We start from the raw sequence: 19,260 nt of genomic DNA, 5'->3' as shown, positions 1-19,260 counted from the left end.
AGTAAAATATATCACTCTACTCTATTCCTCCTTAGACTATTCCATACATCATATATTTCATTAATTTCAAATTTATTGAACCCTGATAATGGTTGAATTAAATTATCCACCCATTTCACAATTTCTGTGAACTCATGATTTTCTCTAAGTTTTTCATCTATTTTTTTTGAGATTTCAATATAATCTAACCTATCATTAATTTTAGGTAATCTAATATTTTTTAAATCACCTGGCAGTATTTCTAAAGCTCCCCCACCAAAAACTCTTCCTTCTAATTCAAAAGATAGAAGTGATACTGATGAATAAAATAATACCAATGCTTTTGCAACATCAATTCCTTCATTAAATCTGATTCTGTGAAAAGTATCTGTACTCGTAGCTTTAATTTCATTTTTGACTATCTTCGGAAAACTTCCCATCCTTCTAAGTAAAAATGCATCTGGAATCCATATAGATGGAACTTCGTACCATTTATCCCTTAAACCTAATTTATATCCTTTATGTTCGTCTCTACTTTCTACTTCCTTTATATATTTTTTGGCACCTCTATTTAATTTCTTATTATTGAAATCTAATAGCCAAACTTTTCTACCATTTAAACTATTATTCGAAATATCATTTTCTGTATAAAACAATCCAAAGACATCTAAACTTCTCCCTACCAAAGGAACTTTATAATCATCTAGTCTATACTTATTAACCGTCTCATTATTTACAACAAAGACTTTATTATTTCCAGTAGTAATACCTACTTCAATGGTACTAATATCTTTGATTGAAGTAGTCTCATTAACAAATTTATCTTCATAGAATTTCATAAAATTTTTGCTTAACAAAAATTTTCTCCATTTATCACTATGGTCAAAATCATAATCTTCAAATGGAATAGCATAGATTTTATTAGATAATTGAGACATATCTTTTACACTAATATTCCTTATTAATGTTTTTTTGCTTTCCATATCGCTTTTTATTCCAAAAATAAGTACAACATCCTGTTGTATTCCAGAAAACACAATGTTATCAAAACGAATAATAGTTACTTCTTTCAGTTCCTTGAAAATAAACTTTCTAAGCTCCTTAGCATAAGACACTTGCAAAAGATCCGTTGGCAAAACAAATGCAAATTTTCCACCCAAACTTAATAATTCAATGCTTGCTACTGTAAAAGCAACCCATGAATTTATCAATTTATTAGGTTTCATGCCATTACGTTTTAATATATCACTTTGATAATTTCTCTGTTCTTCTGATAAAAATTGATATCGAATATACGGAGGATTTCCTATCACAGCATCATATTTGATTCCTATATCTTTTATCTCTTCATAAAAATTATAAAAATCATCATTTACAACCTTTGTATTATCGATAGCTTTAATTATTTCACATTCCAAAGGATCGATTTCAACTGCTGTAACATTCGCTTTATCTGCAAGTTCAACTATCTGTTTTACAAATCTACCATCTCCCGCCGATGGTTCTAATACATTAGAAATTTGTTGTTTATCTATAATCCATCTTGTAAGAAAATCAACAATTTCAAAAGGTGTATAGAAAACGCCATTTAATTTTTCTTCTGTTTGCCTACTTTTAACATTCATTATTTTCTTCCACCTTTAATTCTATTAGTTCGTCTATTTGAATATTTATTTTTGATATTATATTTTCTTTAATTCTTAAATTAAGTTCTTTTTTTCTTGAATCAGTCTCATTTTCTATCTCTTCATTTATAGCACTAATACTCTTTACCAATTCGGAAATCCTATCAAAAATTTTATGTTCATATTCATTTTCAAAATCAATCGGCAGCAGTGGTATATCCTTGTACATATTCGTTCCGTGAGTGTAAAAGCCTCCTTCAAAATCACTGCCAATAGTTTTAAAAATTTCATCTGTAAACCAGTGACTAAGCCAAGCTTGAATATATTCCAAGTTGTATTTTGAATTATCTCTCAAATATAATCCTATATAACCTGCTGTACCTCCCGATGAATATGCAATATTATTCCTATCTATATTAAAGTTTGGTTCTTTAGAAAGCACTCCAACAATTATTTTTTCCTTATCAACTTCTCGTAAGGCTTGGGAGCGGCCATACTGATACCATTCAAAATCGCCTTCATTTCCTCTTACATCTCGTTTACCTCCCAAACTTTTAGGAAGTAATTTATCTTTAAAATAGTGCAGATATATCCATGTATTTGGATAATTTTCTTTCATCTCTTTTTCATGTATGATTTTTCCATTAATATATGGGAAAATCACATAGTTTGTTGATTTTAGATTTTGGTATGACTTATTTTCCCCATCACTTTTACTTGGCAAATAATATTCTCTCAATAGTTCTATCTCTGCTTTAAATTTTTGTCCCTCTTTTATAAATGTAACTACACCATTTTCATTTGAAACTATTGTATTTTTGGGTATTTTATAAACATCATTCTTGCTAGTTTGTATACCGTTAGTAGGTATTATTTCTTCCTCAATACAAGGAAATTTTTCTTTTGCATATTCATACTTATTAAGAATTGTACTATCATCTGTTAAAAACCAATGTGAAATATCTAGTTTTGAAACATCAAAAATTAATCCTTTTTTGTTGTTATAAATATCTTCTGGAGATGAAACTTTCGTATACTCAAAAGAATTTCCATAATTTTTTTCTAATTTTAAAACACACACATAGTTAATAACACCTTTAAACAATTGTTTACTTCCAAAATCAAAAATTTTAGCTATACACTTCTTCTTTAAAAGAAAATCTCTTAATTTCAATGCAGATGCAACATTGAAAAATTTGTTTGGAACTATAAGTACACCTTGTCCATCTTCATTCAATAGGTTTACTATTCTCTCGATGAACAAAAAATATTTATCATACTGTTTATATGCACTTTCATATTTCACTTCATATACTGATATCTCTTCTTTGGGAGTTGAATTAATAATATCTTCTTTCTTCAAATATGGAGGATTACCAATAATAATATCAAACTGCATCTGCCTTTCATCTTCACTTCTCATAGGCATAATCTCATACAAATCATCTTTATTTACAGATACTATATCTATATCAGCATCACTGACTAGCGAATTCGCACATACAATTGTTTTAGTAAGTGATGGCAATATTGGTGAAATATCCTCTATTCGTTCCCTATCTTCATTAGATAATAATCTTAATAATAGAGAGAAACGTGTAAGTTGAACTGCTTGATTATTTATATCAAATCCTAATAACACCTTTTCTATCAACGCTCGTTTAACAGCAAACGGCACCACTTTTTCATCAATAAATTCGCTATTTTTATCCGCATATAAATCTACTAAATGTCTTTCCAGAAAGTTATAAATCTCAATCAAAAAAATCCCAGATCCAACAGCGATATCAATTATTCTTAATTCCAGTATTTCTTCAACCGATTTTCCAATAATTTTATCAGATAAAGCCTGCTTCACCATTGATACCGCTATTTCATCAGGTGTAGATATTACAGATTTAATTTTTGCACTTTTAGTTTTCTCTAATGTCGCTATTCCATCATTAATTACAATTTCCTGTTGCAAAAAATTTTCATATATTTTGCTTAAAATCGATAAATCAATTACAGAAAAATCATAAGGCACATTAGGAAAATATAAATTCTCTACTATACTGCTCAAAACATTTTCACTCAGATCTGTGATTATACTAGAGTTTCTAAATAATTCCGAATTGTATTTTTTATCTAGTGTTTTAAAATAATCTTTATAACTTCTATGACTTAATATTTCATTTTTTAAGCTATTATGATTTTCAAATCTATTATCTTCTGCAAACTTCAAAAACACTAATTGATTCAAAAATGTCTGTATACATTCATTAACATTTCCATATGAATTTATATTGCATCCAGAACTTAATAAATCATTTGCAATCAAAACTCGCCAACCATTCAACTGATCTAAAAAAATTTTATCTAAAGACATTTTAGTTGCATCTTCTGGTCGTACAGATTCTATCCACTTATTAAATGTCCCGTCAAAAAGACTCTCTCTTGATAATAAACTATATATTTCTTCAAATTTTTCTTCATACTCAGAATAATGATAAAGTTTATATCTATACTTACTAGCAACATCAGATTCTCCGGGCATTTCATGGGTTAAATATATTGCTAAATATTCAAAATTCGTAAGTAACGAAATATCATGTCCAGCATTCCATCCGTATCTTCTAGCTTGTAAAGCTGGGGCTTCTTCTAAACTGATATCAACACTAACTTTTTTTGCTTCGACATAGAACTTGCTCATTCCATTCATTCTAATTGTATAGTCTGGTCTATCTTTACTGTTAACTGTAGAATATTCTTCTGCTACAACTTCTCGTTCCTTAAATGACAATCCATCGGGATTAGAAATATCCCAACCCAATAACATTAAAAAAACATCTATATATTGTTGCCTAGTCATCTGCTCATTAAAATTATTTTTTTGATTTTTATAGTATGACAAATTTTCAGAAAAAACATTCACAAGTCTATTTAACTTTTGTTTTTTCACTTCTAAATTCATATCATTCCTCCACGCATTCTACAATTTCCGAAATATCACACTCTAAGACATTACATATCCTTAGCAATACATCAGTAGTGACATTTTCACCATTTTTTATCTTGTAAAATGTACTTCTACTTACTTTAGCTTTATACATAAGCTCTGTATTCTTCATTTCTATATCTATCAATCTTTTAAATAGTTTTTTATAACTAAGTTTCGACATGATTATCCTCCAACCATATTCATCTTAATATCATATCGTTTCTATTATACCATATAAATCAAACTTATAACAGTATTATATTCTGTTTTCTCAAACATAATGACCAATAAAAAAACAACTAGAATTCTTTTTTCTTAGTTGCTTTTATATTCCTTGAAAATTATTCTTCAAATAATGTATTTCTAAAATATGCAAGCATTTTACAAGCACAACGCTCACAAAACGGCTATTTATAAGGCTTTAGAACCTGTTTTTAATCACTCCCACTCAACTGTTGCTGGTGGTTTACTTGTAATGTCGTAGACGATACGGTTAACGTGATCCACTTCGTTTACGATACGTACTGAGATTTTTTGAAGGACTTCCCAAGGAATTTTTGCAAAATCAGCAGTCATACCATCGATAGAGGTAATAGCACGGATTGCAATTGTGTAGTCATACGTACGACCGTCACCCATAACACCAACTGAACGAACGCCTGTATTGACCGTGAAGTATTGCCAAATATCGCGGTCAAGACCAGCCTTTACAATTTCTTCACGGAGGATAGCGTCTGACTCACGAACAGTTTCTAGTTTTTCCTCAGTGATTTCTCCCATGACACGGATAGCAAGTCCTGGTCCTGGGAATGGTTGGCGCCATACGATATGGTCTGGCATACCAAGCTCTGTACCAAGGGCACGAACTTCATCTTTATAGAGAGTGTTGAGTGGTTCGATCAATTCAAACTGCATATCTTCTGGAAGACCACCCACGTTGTGGTGTGACTTGATAGTTTGAGCTGTTTCTGTACCAGACTCGATAACGTCTGTGTATAAGGTACCTTGAGCAAGGAATTTCACATCTTTGAGCTTGCTTGCTTCGTCATCGAAGACATAGACAAACTCGTTACCGATGATTTTACGTTTTTGTTCTGGGTCAGAAACGCCAGCAAGTTTATCAAGGAAACGTTTAGCAGCGTCTGCTTTGACGATATTCAAACCAAACTTACCACCAAGCATGTCCATAACTTGGTCCGCTTCTCCTTTACGAAGAAGACCGTGATCCACGAAGATACAGATCAATTGATCGCCAATCGCTTTTTGGAGAAGAACTCCAACAACTGAAGAGTCAACACCACCTGATAGACCAAGAAGGACACGTTTATCACCGACAGTCTCACGGATTTTTTGTATCTGCATGTCGATGAAGTTACCCATTGTCCAGTCGCCTTTAGCATTACAGATGTTAAGGGCAAAGTTACGAAGGATATCATTCCCGTATACAGAATGACGAACTTCTGGGTGGAATTGGATACCGTAAATGTGTTTATCTGGGTTTTCGATGGCTGCGTATGGGCAATCAGCTGATGTTCCAGTACGAACAAAGTCAGCAGGAATCTCAGTAACCGCATCACCATGGCTCATCAATACAGTTTGTTCATCAGGTGTTGATTCAAAAAGCGCTGATGATGTGTGAGTTAGAGTTGATTGACCGTATTCACGATTTCCAGCATCGCCTGCAGGAACAACTTTTCCTCCAAGTTTATGGGTCAATAACTGCATACCATAACAGATTCCCAAAATAGGAATTCCGAGTTCGAAGATTTCTGGGTCAATATCAAATGAACCATCTTCATATACAGAGTTTGGACCACCTGAAAGGATAATTCCTACAGGGTTGATTTCACGAACTTCAGCAGCTAAAATTTTATGACTTTTTAGTTCCGAAAAAACACCAATCTCACGGATACGGCGTGAAATCAGCTGGTTGTATTGGCTACCATAATCCAATACGATGATTTTTTCTACATCTTGCAAATCAGTTGAAATGTTGCTCATCTTTTTCCTTTCTCAAAAGAAATATCTTTTCCAATATTCTATCACAAATAAGGGCGAATTACCAACTAAACAAGGCGAAGATTGACTTTTTCTAGTTTATTGGGGTACAATAGAGAAAAGATAGAAATGAAGTGAAAACATGCTACCAGCTTATATGAAAATCCATGATCAGATTAAAAAGGATATTGACGAGCACCGTTGGGCTATTGGGGAGAGACTTCCCAGTGAAAGAGATTTAGCAGAGCAGTTTGAGGTCAGTCGTATGACCCTTCGCCAAGCTGTATCTCTATTAGTCGAAGAAGGCGTTTTAGAGCGTCGTGTAGGAAGTGGCACCTTTGTTTCCAGTACTCGAGTACAAGAAAAAATGCGAGGGACAACCAGTTTTACTGAAATTGTTAAGTCTCAAGGCAAAATTCCCTCTAGCCAACTCATTTCCTACAGAAAAACCATTCCCAATGAGCAGGAAGTTGCCAAACTAGGAATTTCTCCAACGGAGAATATTATCCGAATGGAACGGGTTCGCTATGCCGACCAAGTTCCTCTGGTTTATGAAGTTGCATCCATTCCTGAGAAATTTATTAAGAACTTTAAAAAAGAAGAAATTACCAGTCATTTCTTCCAAACCCTGCAAAAATATGGCTACCGTATCGGTAAATCACAGCAGACTATTTATGCTCGTCTCGCTAAGGAAAAAATTGCCCACTACTTAGAGGTTGAAAAAGGACATGCTATTCTTGGTTTGACTCAGGTTTCCTACCTAGAAGATGGCACTGCATTTGAATACGTAAAAAGTCAGTATGTAGGCGAACGTTTTGAATTTTATCTTGAAAACAATTAATACTCTTCGAAAATCTCTTCAAAACGTGTCAACTCTATCTGCAACCTCAAAACAGTGTTTTGAGCTGACTTCGTCAGTTCTATCTACAACCTCAAAGCAGTGCTTTGAGCAACCTGCGGCTAGTTTCCTAGTTTGCTCTTTGATTTTCATTGAGTATAAAATACTACGCAAAAACTCTCTGTCACAGACAAAGAGGCTTTTTTATTTTTCTAAGAGTAAATCTTTCAAAGAAATCAGGGTTACAGCAACTAAAATCATTGCCATGCCAAGAAAATCAATGGGATAAAATTGTTCATTCATAATTAAAAAGGCAAAGAAAACCGCAGAGATTGGCTCAATTGAAGCCAACAAACTTGACTTAACCGGTCCAATCAGACTGGTTCCCTTTAAGAAGGCTGTATAGGCAAAGACAGTCCCGATAAGGATAATACCCGCAAATGCAAGAAGAAAATCAAGACTAGTTGGGATATTGGCCTGTAGAACTCCTGTAAAAGGAAAGGCGACCAAACCTGCTATAACCATTCCCACACCAATGACCAAACTGCTCCCCCACTTCTGAATCAAAACTATGGGTAAAATAATATAAAGGGCGTAAGTCCATGCAGAAAAGAGACCCCAAAGTAGGCCAGAAGGTGTAATGGATAACTGGTCCAACTGACCATGAGTTGCAATGAGGAAGGTCCCTCCAATGGCTAATATGATAGAAACAATCTCTGCCAAGGTAGGTACCACCTTATCCTTGATACAGCTATAAATCAAAATTCCAACAGGACAAACATACTGAAGGACCGTTGCTGTCCCTGCATTGGTTTCCTGAATTGCAGACAAGTAGGCAAATTGATTGAGGAATAGACCAATTAGAGCAAACATAAGAAGAGACAGCAAACTCTTTCTATCCTTTAAAAAGGCCAACATTTTATCCTTTGCAGTAGCATAAGCCAAGAGCATGAGAACTCCACCAGCGATTAAAAGTCGTAAGTTAGTTAAAACCAGAGCCGAAATTCCGTGCGCCATCAGGTATTGGCCACTCGTTCCTGACAACCCCCAAGCAATTCCAGCCACAACTGTTAATAAAGTCCCTTTTAAACTATTTGACATGTCTCTCCTTACTCTTCTTTGCGAATCAAGTCCATCACCTGATTACGGTCTAAAATCCATTGAGCCCTCTCATCCTTTTCATAGGTACGATTCGATAGGAAAATGACCGCTTCTTGCTTCTGACGATTCCACATGATAAAGGTACCTGTATAGCCCGTATGGTCTAACCAATCTCCTTCTAAATTCCATGCCAAAGAACGTTCCTTGTCATCCAAAGGAGAAAAATTTTGACTTAAGTCTCTTGCAAAATCATCCTCTAAATAGTGCTGCAAAAAGATTTGTAAATCCTTTACAGTCGAAAACAAACCAGCACTCCCAGCATGTCTGCCCAAGAGACGAGCCTTGGGATCATGCACTAGACCTGCCTCTACACCTCTGACTGTTGGAACAGCAAGCTCAACAGGCCCAAACTGGGTTTCATTCATTCCCCAAGGATTAAAAACTTGCTCCTGTAAAATCAAATCCAAGTCTTGATTAAAGATTCTTTCCCAAATAAAACCCAACAGCAAAAAATGGACATCCGAATAAAGAAAGGCTGGCTGACTTCGTCTATTGAGATGAAACATCGCTTCCTTTAATTCTGAGGCTGTTAAAAGATCACGATTGGGAATAAAAGGATCAAGATCTGTAGCATGGGTTAAGAGCTGGCGAATAGTGATGTCTGGATAATCACTCTCAGCTAAAAAATCTGTTACTGGTCTGTCAATATCTAATTGACCTTTTTCCCACAAGAAGGTACAAACTGTGCCAACCCCAACAACCTTGCTGACACTGGCTAGGTCATAAAGCAGTCCTGTCTCAGTATCCAAGCCATGCTCTGGGTCACTCTGGCCTAAATAGACCTCCGTCCATTGATTGTCCTTAAAATACGCAAAAGAGGCTCCGGGATAAATCCCTGCCTCAATTTGTTCTTCTATTTTTTTAATAATCTTGGTCCACTTCATACTTCTTCAAACCACAATTCAACATTATTTCTATCTTTACCAAGGAAGAATTTTTCAGACTTAGGAATAAAATATTCGGTAGACTCAAACTTCTGGCGCAGACTTGCTATATCTAGTTCATTGACCAAGAACTTGAGCATAGATAAGTCCCAAGTAGCCGTATTGTCCACAGTCAAATCTTGACCCTGAGCTGGGATAAAATCAAGTGAAGCCCCAACTTCAGATACTTCCAAGAAACTTTCGACATCAGTTGGGAGATGTAATTCCATAGAAATCTCAAATTTACTTAAAGGAATTGATTCCAAATCTGTTTGAAATTCAGGTTTTTCTCCTACTTCTACTAGACTTGCTCTATCATCTTCCGCATGAATCAAAATCAAATCATCTTCTGGCGAGTAAATTTCAAAAGCGTAGCCGTTTTGACCTTTATATAATTGATGGATCGAATCTGTTTTAGATAAAAGTCCTTCAATTTCTAAGGGATTTTCCACCTTGACAATCAATCTAGCTAATTTTTTTCTTCCCTCCACCTTACGAGTACGCATACTTGGAGCCTCTTCTAAAACCAGCTTTTCTAGACCTATTTGATCACCTAGTGACAGAAAGGCCGACTCTTCTAACAAGGCTTTCATACCAAGGGTTTCAATATAAAATGTTTCATTTAATTTTCTATTATTAACTTTTAAAGTAGGAATAATCCGTACAATTTGATTTACATTCATAAATTCCTCCAACTCTTTTATTTTAAAGGATTTTAGAATTTTTTACAAGATATTATGCTCAAATTTACCAATTTTCACCTCATTAAAAAATTTTTTTCAAAAGTCTGGCCCAAAACTCCATTTTTAGAGAAAAATACAAAAGTCAAAAAGCATACTAAAAGACATATTTTCTACAACTTAAAATACTGATTTAAGATCTAAGATAAAACTGGAACTCTAATTAATGTATTGATAACAAATAATTGACTGTCTTTGTTGATTTTTGATTACGGAGGAATATTAGAAAGAAAAAGAACCAGCTCTTAAAACTGATTCCTTTTACAAGTGAAAAATTAGTTATTTTCAACTTTCTCATCGTATTTTGGTCTTAGTGTTGTACCTGAGTTAACAATGGTACGTTTTTGAACAAGAGGAAGGTCTGTGCGATTATAAACTGTACGCCATGGTTCCCAAACAAGACCTGTTTTTTCTTGAATCTTCACGCGTATATTACGTACATTTCCTTTAAATTGAAGTTCAGTTTGGAAGCCAGCTGTTCTGTTCTTACCATTATCTTCCCATTGACGTGAGCGAATACTTTCAATTCCATCCTTATCATAAGTTACTTCATCCCAGTAAACATAGTAACGAGCAATATAAGCTCCCTTATGTTGTAAATTAAGATAACCATTTTTGTATGAAGTCACTTTAGTTTCAATGTAGTCTGTGTTACTTTGAATGGTGGCTACTTGATTATCTTTCAAGAATGCAGTCTTATAAGAAATTGGAACAGCAGGGTTTTGTGTACTGAAAGTAGCTCCTTCTTGAATCAATTTCTTCAAATCTTCTACTGTACCTGTCACAACATGCGCAGCGCCATCAGCATTTCCACCTACGATTGAAACGGTTACAGTTGTATTCTTCAAGACACGCGCCCATTCAGATTCTGGTTTAATAGGCACTCCTTTGATAACAGCATTGATGGCTGCTTTCAACTCTGTACTCTTGCTTGTTGTTTCAAATTTGACATACATTTGACGTCCGTATGAAACGCTTGACACGTATACAGGAGGTGTTTTATCATCAATTCCACGTGCTTTCAATTGATCAACCGTTACTCCTGGCGCAAATACATCTGATGGATTTTTTGGAGCATCAAAGTTAGCAGTATAGTAAATTTGTTTAAAATCAACAACTTCAACTTGTTTTTCACCCTTGTTTACAGCCTCAAAGTCAATTTTCAAATTAACACCGACTTTTTCAAAATCACTTCCGAATTTTGCTTTCAATTGATTCATGCTGTAAGCAGAAGTTGATTCGTACTGCATACGTGCTGGAGCAGGATTTTTCGCAGCATATTTTTCATGCCAACGATTTAACAAGGTATTCACACCTTCCTGCATACCACTTGCAGTTGGATTAGCATCTACATAGCTATCTCCGCCTACCATTCCTGGTAAATCAACACTAATTCTACCTTTGCTACGATCTAAACTAATTTGTTGTGGTTTATTTTCTAGGAGGTCTTGATTTGCTTTAAACAAAGCACCTAGGAAGATATCTCCGTTACCATTAATGGCAACATCCGCAGAACCATTAGAAAGGTTTTTCTTCACTTTTTCCACAACCACAAATTCATTTCCTTGTTGTTTTGTGCTTGTATTAGTGTAATTTTCTAACGCTTCGCCTTTTCTAGTTAAAATATTTAACTTATCATAATTTAAACCAAATAAATAGTTGTTTAGTTCTGCAGTAAAGTCTGTTTTTGCTTTACTTTCTGTTTTAACTTGGTTTTCTGTTTTCTTATCTGCTACTACTTTTTCTTCTTTTACAGCACGATATACTTCAACTTCTGCCAAACTAAGAGGAGTTTTAGATTTATTTAATTCAATTTTTACATATCGTGCATTAACCCCTGAGAATTGGACATCAACTGTTGGTTGATTGTTCAAGCTATCGATGTGTTGACGAGTTACCTCATTTCCAGCTTTATCCAACAAAATAACATCAAAATTAGATAAGCGATTTGCTACATCCCCATCTCCACGATTGTAAATACGAACAGTTCCTACTGATTCTTCTTTCTCTAAATCAACTTTCCACCAAGAATGATCTTGAAAATCTGTATGGGTAACAGAACGGTGGTTCCATGCGTTATCATGATTGCCGTCAACTGCTCTAGAAGCATCTCCTCCATAAGCAATTGAACTCTGACTTGCAGGTTTGTGAGCAGCAATATTTTCACCAGTAACTACAGCTCCACTTGGCTCTGTCGCTTTTACTACATTTGATTGAAAAATTAGTCCAGAACCTAGTAAAAATGTTGCAAGGGCAACGCCACAGACTCCAACGCTACATTTACGAATAGAATAACGAAATCCTTTATCTTGTTTATTTTGAGACATAAAAAACTCCTATATATTTGAACGAATTATTTCTTGAACGCGCTTTCTTGAAACAATAAGAGTATAACATAAAAATATTATAGATGCAATCATTTTCTTAAAAAATTATTATTTTTTATTAGTTCAACTTGTATAGTTGCTCATATGTTAACAATTTCACATTTAAATACCAAACGGTCTATACCACTAAAAATAAGAAAACGAGCAGGCTTGAGTCCCTATCAGTTGGGAATCAGCACTGTTCGTTTTTGTATATATAATCAGATTCAACTCTTAAATCTATAACTTAAGAAATTTTTTAATGAAAAGCTTTTCATTGTTTTTATCATTTTTTAGATTCAAATTCTGTATAAGCTTTCTGAAGATAGGCATCAAAAACTTCTTCATCTGAAATGGTATCTGATATGAAGCTTCCGTTGCTGGTTCGTTCTGACAGGTTCAAGTCTTGCAATCGGTTTTCATAGATTGTTCCTTTGTTGGATTGAACAAGCAGAGTTTGGTCGTTCTCTTCTACTTCTGTATTGAAGAGATCACCGATGAAACCTTGTTCTGCAACTGCACCAGCCAAGAAGACACGGTGCGGTTTGTTTTTCAATTCACGCAAGACTTGTAATCCTCGTTTGGCACGGCTAGTTGCCGGAATCTCCTCAACGGAAACACGTTTCAAACTTCCACGCTGAGTCAAGAGGTAGAAGGACGAGGTATTACAGATAAAGGCCGATTGGAGGACATCATCTTCTTTCAGGTTCATAGCCTTGACACCTGCAGCCTTGGCACCGACAACCGGAACCTCTTCGATATTGAAACGAAGGGCATAACCATTTTGGCTAATCAAAAGAACATCATCTAGTTTAATCGGAGCCACTGCTACAATCTGGTCTGTCTCGTCTTTGAGCTTAGCATACTTGACAGACTTAGATTTATAGGTCCGCCATGGAGAGAATTCTTTTCGTTCTACACGCTTGATTTGACCGAGACGAGTCGTTACAAAGTAGGTTGTCGCATCATCAAACTGATCCACGACTTCCACATAAAGGATTTCTTCATTCGTTTCAAAGTTTGTAATGGTCTGGCTCAGATGCTCTCCGATATCCTTCCAGCGAATATCTGCCAATTCATGAATTGGTCGATAAATGACATTTCCAAGGGTCGTGAACATCAAAAGATGCTGGGTGGTCTTGGCAGATTGAACAAAAATCAAACGATCATCATCACGTTTGCCAATTTCTTCCAGCGTTGAAGCCGCAAAGGAACGTGGGCTGGTACGCTTGATGTAACCTGCCTTGGTCACACTGACGTAGGTATCTTCCTCGGCGATAAGACTAGCTGTATCAATCTCAATTACTTTTGCTGTGTCTTCTAAAGTACTCAAACGTGGAGTCGCAAACTTCTTCTTGACCTCACGAAGCTCTTTCTTCATGAGATTGTACATGGTCCGTTCGTCACCAATGATCGCTGCAAGCATGGCAATCTTTTCACGAAGTTCTGCTTCTTCCTCCTGCAAGACAACCACGTCTGTATTGGTCAAACGGTAAAGCTGCAAGCTTACGATGGCCTCAGCCTGCTCTTCTGTAAAATCATAGCTGACCTTGAGATTTTCCTTAGCGTCAGCCTTGTTCTCAGAAGCACGGATAAGGGCGATGACTTCGTCCAAAATTGAAATCACACGAATCAAACCTTCAACGATATGGAGACGCTTCTCAGCCTTTTCCTTGTCAAAGCGTGAACGCGCCAGAATCACTTCACGACGGTGGGCGATGTAGCTAGACAGGATTGGAACAATCCCAACCTGACGAGGCGTGAAATTGTCAATTGCCACCATGTTAAAATTGTAATTTATTTGTAGGTCGGTGTATTTGAAGAGATAATTGAGAACAAGCTCCGTATTGGCGTCTTTCTTGAGCTCAATCGCGATACGAAGACCGTCACGGTCAGACTCATCACGAACCTCAGCAATCCCAGCCACCTTGTTATTGACACGAACATCATCGATTTTCTTGACTAGATTGGCCTTGTTGATTTCATAAGGAATCTCAGTAATAACGATTTGTTCCTTACCGCCTTTTAGCTTTTCAATCTCAGTCTTGGAACGAACAACAACGCGCCCTTTCCCGGTTTCATAGGCCTTCTTGATTTCATCACGACCCTGAATGATTCCTCCAGTTGGAAAATCTGGTCCCGGCAAGAATTCCATGAGTTTATCAACCTTTGCAGTTGGGTGGTCAATCATGTAAACCGCCGCATCGATAACCTCAGCTAAATTATGGGGAGGAATATCTGTGGCGTATCCAGCCGAAATACCAGTAGAACCATTGACTAAAAGGTTTGGAAAAGCTGCTGGCAAGACTGTCGGCTCTTTCTCGGTATCGTCAAAGTTCCAAGCAAAAGGAACAGTCTTTTTATCGATATCTTGAAGAAGGTAGCCAGCAATTTCAGACAAACGCGCCTCAGTATAACGCATAGCCGCAGGCGGATCTCCGTCCATAGAACCGTTATTACCGTGCATTTCGACTAGAATCTCACGATTTTTCCAGTCCTGTGACATACGAACCATGGCATCATAGATAGAAGAATCCCCGTGTGGGTGAAAATTCCCCATGATGTTCCCGACAGACTTGGCCGACTTACGGTAACTCTTGTCAAAGGTATTGCCATCCTTATTCATCGAATAAAGAATACGTCGCTGAACCGGCTTCAAACCATCACGAATATCCGGCAAAGCCCGGTCTTGAATAATGTACTTGGAGTAGCGACCAAAGCGCTCTCCCATGATGTCCTCCAGGGACATGTTTTGAATGTTGGACATGGTTATAAACCTTCTTAATTTAAATTATTCCTTCTAGCTAAAATTCTTTACAGTTTAAACTTACTATTTATACTATCACCTAATACTTTCATCTAGTACTTTTTCCACCCTATATAAAAAACAGATTAAGTAAAATATACCGAATAAAAACAAAATAAATATATTATAAAAATTGAGTTTTCCACAAAAAAAATGAAAAATAATGAAAACGGAAAAGAGAAAATATATAAAAGAAGAAATCTTCGAAGGCCATCTCCTTCTAACCGATACAAGTTTATACTGATACTTTTTAGAAAAATCTCTTTTTTCGTAAGTAATCCCCTCAGAATATACATTCAATTGAGAATTACAAAACGATATAAATAATAGATAAATAATGACTGACAAAATGATATAAATAATATTTTTATATTCAAAAAACAATAACCAAAAACTAATAGTAAGGAATATAGTTGGCATGATGAATCCTAATAACCAGTCAAATATACTAGATATCAAAGTCCATATAGTCTCGATTTTTTGAAACATGAAAGAGAAATTATCAAAAACTGTTTCACCCACGGCTGCTTCCAACCGCTTATCAAAATTAGATTTTGAAAAATTTATTTTAGTATATACATACTCCTCAGTGTTTCCTTCCCTATGTTTTAACGCACCTTCAGTAGTAGAAATTTCCGTATTTTCTTTATATTCCCAAATTGATTCTAATCTTTTCAACAAAGGGTATCTTTGCCCCTCTTTATTCAAATTATCAAAATTACTGATTATGTACATTGCTCTTAGTGAAAGAATTAATAACAAAAGTATCAAAATAATATTAAATAGATATTCATATTCACTCACACTATTGACTATATTTTGAAACGATTTTTGAATTTGTTCCCAAGTAGTTTCTGGTAATATCTTTGAGATAAATGTATTTGTACTTAAAAAAGTTAGGATTCCTATAATTATGTCCTTAATTGAAAAAGTTAACTGATTACCTTTTTTCTCTACAAATTTAATATAATCTTCAAATTCTTCCTTCGTGATACCATAATCTAATAACTTGGAGCGTAATTCAAATAGAATTCTATCAATCTCAAAAACTGTAGTATATTTTTTGTTTAATATAGTACCATTCATTCTATGCCAGTTCTTGTATTGTTTCTCAATTATAATAAACAACGGTGAATCATTAAATTTTTTACTTCTACGTTTCCTAAATTCGATAAAAGTTAAAAAAGCAATTAAAAACAGAACCATTGTTAGCGCTTCAGACATTGAATCCTCCTTTATCTAAACATCACGTTAGTTATTAGTGAGTGTAACTATTTTCATCCCACAAATCCTCGTTTATACTTGATATGACTGGCGATATTGCTATCTACATCTTTCTTATCCCAAAGTTGGAGTTCCCATGGGTAGTAAAAATTACTTTTATTTTTAAAATAGATATGAATACCGACATAGCCATCTTTATCACGTAAATACCAGTTTTTTAGTCCGTAATTCTCTTGCCAATCATCTAATTTCTCCATGACTTGAGCTATCTCTTTGGAACTTAAAATCATACGAGCACCAAAAATATCATTAAGAATGGAATTCACAGGATAGCCCTCTTGACGCTCGGAAAAACGTGTAATTTTATCTAAAATAGACTCAGAAGTCTTGACACGATAAACATAGGCAATATCTTGGACATCCGCTTTCATCAGATAGTCATTAATTGACTCATGTAAATTCAGACGGTAGGCCAAAATCGCTTTAGTCGGAACTTTTGAAAAGGTATGCTTGAGATTGATTTTTTCCACCTTACCCGTTTCAAAATAATCTTTAGAATATTCTCGATGAATACGATTAATCTCTGTAATGAGGCGTTCCACTTTTTCAATCATGAGTCCTCTCCTCTCGCTTTTTCATTTTTCTAGTTATTCCCAAACTTCTTCACTCTTTCCTCAGCATACTCAATCATCTTCTCCGCTACTTCTTTATCGTAGTCAAAGCCCAACTTTTGAGCAAGTCTTTGAGCTTCTCTATGAAAAAGTTGCATCGTAGCAAACAAAGACTGAGTGATTTTCTCTTTACTTGAAAAATCAAGTAAATTTGAGAATTCCTTCTTTTTCTCAGCAGGTAAATAGTTGAAGAGATACTTGTAGTTCTTGCCGATATCGACTTTCCCCCTATCACTTGCAACCTGCCAAGCCATTACCTTCAAGAGTTCTTGTTGGCAAATACCGTAGAGATGGTCTGTCGCGTAGATGAGCTGATTCCGACAAATCCCTTTAACAACGTAGGCCGACACCCACCAAAATTCATTGCAGGAATTTTTAAAATCTGTCTCACTAGCTGGACTCATCCAGAAACGCTTTGGACTGGGAGAATAGGACTCAAACAAGCCCTTAGTATCCTCTAGTACCGTGAAATCCGCTTCGCTTTCTACCCACTCCTTGATGTGCTCTTTGGGGCAGAGAGTTAAATCAATACGATTACCATCCTCAAAGGGCATAAGATATAGACGACGATGTTCAATAGCAACCTCTTGCTCAATAATGCGTTTGCCAAACTGACCTAGCCAAGAAAGGTCACTCGTCATATTATCTAAATCGTCCACGACATAGACCACGTCATAGTCTTGAAATTCATCTTTTGGGGCCTTTGGGTTTGTCCGTGAACCAGACATGGCGACAGCTTTGACTTGTAAAGTTTTGGCAGTCTGTAAAATCAGATCTAGCATTTCTGTTTCAGCTCTCATGTCAGCACCTTCTCGTTTTATAGATTACTAGATATCTGCTGCTTCTTTTTACTGGATAGCTTTTATACTATAACTCTCCTGTCTGGTAAAGACTGTATCCTTCGTAGTAGTATGAAGCATCCACTCCCTTAAAGAAACTGGTCTGACTGAGGTCATCCGTCAAGTTATTGAGGAGCAAATACTTGAGTTCTCCAGTCGACACTGCACTACGCTTCATGGCATTGAGGTACTCATCCTTATCTATAGCATTCCAGTCTACCACTTTGTCCAGTTTCTGACGAAGCATACAATCTAGCCAAATCCGCATTGCGCGTCCATTCCCCTCACGGAAAGGATGGGCAATATTCATATCCGCATACTTATCAACCACTTGATCAAAATTGTCATGAGGAAGTTTGTCAATATACTGTAAAGATTGCTCTAAAAAAATGCGAGGGGCAAATTGAAAATTATCCTTTGCAATATTAACATCACGGATTTTTCCGGCGAAATCATAGATACCAGAAAAAAGATAGTAGTGAATAGCGGACAGCCCTGCAAATGTCCCAACTTCCATCTTGAACAAATCTCCTGTCTGAAAAAGCAGAGCGGCTTGTTTTTTTGTCAATTTTTCTTCTGCATCTGCCAGCTGGGCTGAGTTTGTAATGCTTAGTTTATTTTCCAATACCATATTTTCCCCTTATTAACGCCATTTTGTATAGAAAACAGGGTGCCCTTTAGCAATATGTTCTTTCAGTTCATCTGGCAACTTAAACTCTACAATGTCTGTAGTAACCCTTGGTAAGTAAGCAAAATCTCCGTTGAGTCCGCTAAAATAGAAACCATTTTCCTTAGCCTCTTTGTCCAATGAAAATATCACTTTTGGAATAAAATACTCATAATCAGGCTCTCTATTACAAATCATATTTCTTACATCCAAAATAGATGTTTTCGCATCCAACACATCAAGTACTTTCCCATACTCTGCATGACTTATTTTGAACAATCTAATCTTTGCAGCTCCTTTAGGTTTCTTATTCTCCATTTACTGGATCCTCCTTCTTACTTTTTTCAATGTAAACTTTTTGTAAGGTGTAAATAAATAGCTATTATCAAAACTCAACTTGTCCTTTTTAGGGAAAAACTGCCTAAAAATTAGGACAGCTACTC

At 35.6% G+C, this 19,260-nt stretch carries 15 protein-coding genes; 1 reads left to right on the top strand and 14 read right to left on the bottom strand.

The features are described 5' to 3' along the window. Nucleotides 1–11 precede the first annotated feature (11 nt). From O3601_RS05060 to guaA, 4 genes are all read right to left on the bottom strand, one after another. The gene (locus O3601_RS05060) at nt 12–1,604 is read right to left on the bottom strand and encodes an Eco57I restriction-modification methylase domain-containing protein (RefSeq protein WP_371471512.1); all 1,593 of its coding nucleotides are present in this window, start codon (nt 1,602–1,604) and stop codon (nt 12–14) included. Beyond that, entirely contained in the window at nt 1,594–4,557 is a 2,964-nt protein-coding gene (locus tag O3601_RS05055) for an Eco57I restriction-modification methylase domain-containing protein (protein WP_371471509.1), read from the bottom strand. The genes O3601_RS05060 and O3601_RS05055 overlap by 11 nt, the downstream gene beginning before the upstream one ends. A 1-nt stretch (nt 4,558) precedes the next feature. Further along, on the bottom strand, nt 4,559–4,765 hold the full coding sequence (locus tag O3601_RS05050; RefSeq protein WP_371471507.1) for a helix-turn-helix domain-containing protein: 207 nt from the start codon (nt 4,763–4,765) through the stop codon (nt 4,559–4,561). A gap of 257 nt (nt 4,766–5,022) precedes the next feature. Beyond that, entirely contained in the window at nt 5,023–6,585 is a 1,563-nt protein-coding gene (gene guaA, locus O3601_RS05045; protein WP_371471504.1) for a glutamine-hydrolyzing GMP synthase, read from the bottom strand. Between the two features lie 139 nt (nt 6,586–6,724). Between guaA and O3601_RS05040 the strand changes: the two genes are divergently transcribed. Further along, entirely contained in the window at nt 6,725–7,423 is a 699-nt protein-coding gene (locus O3601_RS05040; protein ID WP_371471500.1) for a GntR family transcriptional regulator, read from the top strand. 201 nt (nt 7,424–7,624) lie between these two features. Here O3601_RS05040 and O3601_RS05035 read toward each other — a convergent pair whose 3' ends face one another. From O3601_RS05035 to O3601_RS04990, 10 genes are all read right to left on the bottom strand, one after another. After that, a complete protein-coding gene (locus tag O3601_RS05035; protein WP_371471498.1) occupies nt 7,625–8,521 on the bottom strand; it encodes a DMT family transporter in 897 nt (298 codons plus the stop codon). Between the two features lie 8 nt (nt 8,522–8,529). Then, the gene (locus tag O3601_RS05030) at nt 8,530–9,465 is read right to left on the bottom strand and encodes a serine hydrolase domain-containing protein (protein ID WP_371471497.1); all 936 of its coding nucleotides are present in this window, start codon (nt 9,463–9,465) and stop codon (nt 8,530–8,532) included. Next, nucleotides 9,462–10,187 carry a CppA N-terminal domain-containing protein gene (locus O3601_RS05025; protein WP_371471494.1) on the bottom strand — a complete coding sequence of 242 codons (726 nt, stop codon included), beginning with the start codon at nt 10,185–10,187 and terminating at the stop codon, nt 9,462–9,464. Before O3601_RS05025 ends, O3601_RS05030 begins: the two co-directional genes overlap by 4 nt. A gap of 332 nt (nt 10,188–10,519) precedes the next feature. Continuing rightward, nucleotides 10,520–12,571: a thiol-activated cytolysin family protein gene (locus O3601_RS05020; protein ID WP_261067832.1), complete on the bottom strand. Its 2,052-nt coding sequence runs from the start codon at nt 12,569–12,571 to the stop codon at nt 10,520–10,522. A gap of 325 nt (nt 12,572–12,896) precedes the next feature. Beyond that, a complete protein-coding gene (gene parC, locus O3601_RS05015; RefSeq protein ID WP_371471492.1) occupies nt 12,897–15,377 on the bottom strand; it encodes a DNA topoisomerase IV subunit A in 2,481 nt (826 codons plus the stop codon). Between the two features lie 75 nt (nt 15,378–15,452). After that, on the bottom strand, nt 15,453–16,640 hold the full coding sequence (locus O3601_RS05010; protein ID WP_371471490.1) for a hypothetical protein: 1,188 nt from the start codon (nt 16,638–16,640) through the stop codon (nt 15,453–15,455). A gap of 53 nt (nt 16,641–16,693) precedes the next feature. After that, entirely contained in the window at nt 16,694–17,254 is a 561-nt protein-coding gene (locus O3601_RS05005) for a GTP pyrophosphokinase (RefSeq protein ID WP_371471488.1), read from the bottom strand. Between the two features lie 29 nt (nt 17,255–17,283). Further along, complete coding sequence (locus tag O3601_RS05000; RefSeq protein ID WP_371471486.1) at nt 17,284–18,111, bottom strand: aminoglycoside 6-adenylyltransferase; 828 nt, start codon at nt 18,109–18,111, stop codon at nt 17,284–17,286. 67 nt (nt 18,112–18,178) lie between these two features. Further along, nucleotides 18,179–18,781 (bottom strand): protein adenylyltransferase Fic, encoded by a 603-nt coding sequence (gene fic, locus O3601_RS04995; RefSeq protein ID WP_371471483.1) that lies wholly within the window; start codon nt 18,779–18,781, stop codon nt 18,179–18,181. 12 nt (nt 18,782–18,793) lie between these two features. Further along, nucleotides 18,794–19,135: a hypothetical protein gene (locus O3601_RS04990; protein WP_000428283.1), complete on the bottom strand. Its 342-nt coding sequence runs from the start codon at nt 19,133–19,135 to the stop codon at nt 18,794–18,796. Between the last annotated feature and the right edge of the window lie 125 nt (nt 19,136–19,260).

Source organism: Streptococcus sp. 20925_1_69 (assembly GCF_041432365.1).
In the GTDB taxonomy this organism is placed as follows: domain Bacteria; phylum Bacillota; class Bacilli; order Lactobacillales; family Streptococcaceae; genus Streptococcus.
This window is presented reverse-complemented; position numbering and strand designations above follow the sequence as displayed.

Bases quoted from the DNA above. Each gene is read 5' to 3' on its own strand.
- fic (WP_371471483.1), bottom strand. From the start codon at position 18,781: ATGGTATTGGAAAATAAACTAAGCATTACAAACTCAGCCCAGCTGGCA.
- O3601_RS05055 (WP_371471509.1), bottom strand. From the start codon at position 4,557: ATGAATTTAGAAGTGAAAAAACAAAAGTTAAATAGACTTGTGAATGTT.
- O3601_RS05010 (WP_371471490.1), bottom strand. From the start codon at position 16,640: ATGTCTGAAGCGCTAACAATGGTTCTGTTTTTAATTGCTTTTTTAACT.
- O3601_RS05035 (WP_371471498.1), bottom strand. From the start codon at position 8,521: ATGTCAAATAGTTTAAAAGGGACTTTATTAACAGTTGTGGCTGGAATT.
- O3601_RS05000 (WP_371471486.1), bottom strand. From the start codon at position 18,111: ATGAGAGCTGAAACAGAAATGCTAGATCTGATTTTACAGACTGCCAAA.
- O3601_RS04990 (WP_000428283.1), bottom strand. From the start codon at position 19,135: ATGGAGAATAAGAAACCTAAAGGAGCTGCAAAGATTAGATTGTTCAAA.
- O3601_RS05040 (WP_371471500.1), top strand. From the start codon at position 6,725: ATGCTACCAGCTTATATGAAAATCCATGATCAGATTAAAAAGGATATT.
- O3601_RS05020 (WP_261067832.1), bottom strand. From the start codon at position 12,571: ATGTCTCAAAATAAACAAGATAAAGGATTTCGTTATTCTATTCGTAAA.
- parC (WP_371471492.1), bottom strand. From the start codon at position 15,377: ATGTCCAACATTCAAAACATGTCCCTGGAGGACATCATGGGAGAGCGC.
- O3601_RS05030 (WP_371471497.1), bottom strand. From the start codon at position 9,465: ATGAAGTGGACCAAGATTATTAAAAAAATAGAAGAACAAATTGAGGCA.
- O3601_RS05025 (WP_371471494.1), bottom strand. From the start codon at position 10,187: ATGAATGTAAATCAAATTGTACGGATTATTCCTACTTTAAAAGTTAAT.
- O3601_RS05060 (WP_371471512.1), bottom strand. From the start codon at position 1,604: ATGAATGTTAAAAGTAGGCAAACAGAAGAAAAATTAAATGGCGTTTTC.
- O3601_RS05050 (WP_371471507.1), bottom strand. From the start codon at position 4,765: ATGTCGAAACTTAGTTATAAAAAACTATTTAAAAGATTGATAGATATA.
- O3601_RS05005 (WP_371471488.1), bottom strand. From the start codon at position 17,254: ATGATTGAAAAAGTGGAACGCCTCATTACAGAGATTAATCGTATTCAT.
- guaA (WP_371471504.1), bottom strand. From the start codon at position 6,585: ATGAGCAACATTTCAACTGATTTGCAAGATGTAGAAAAAATCATCGTA.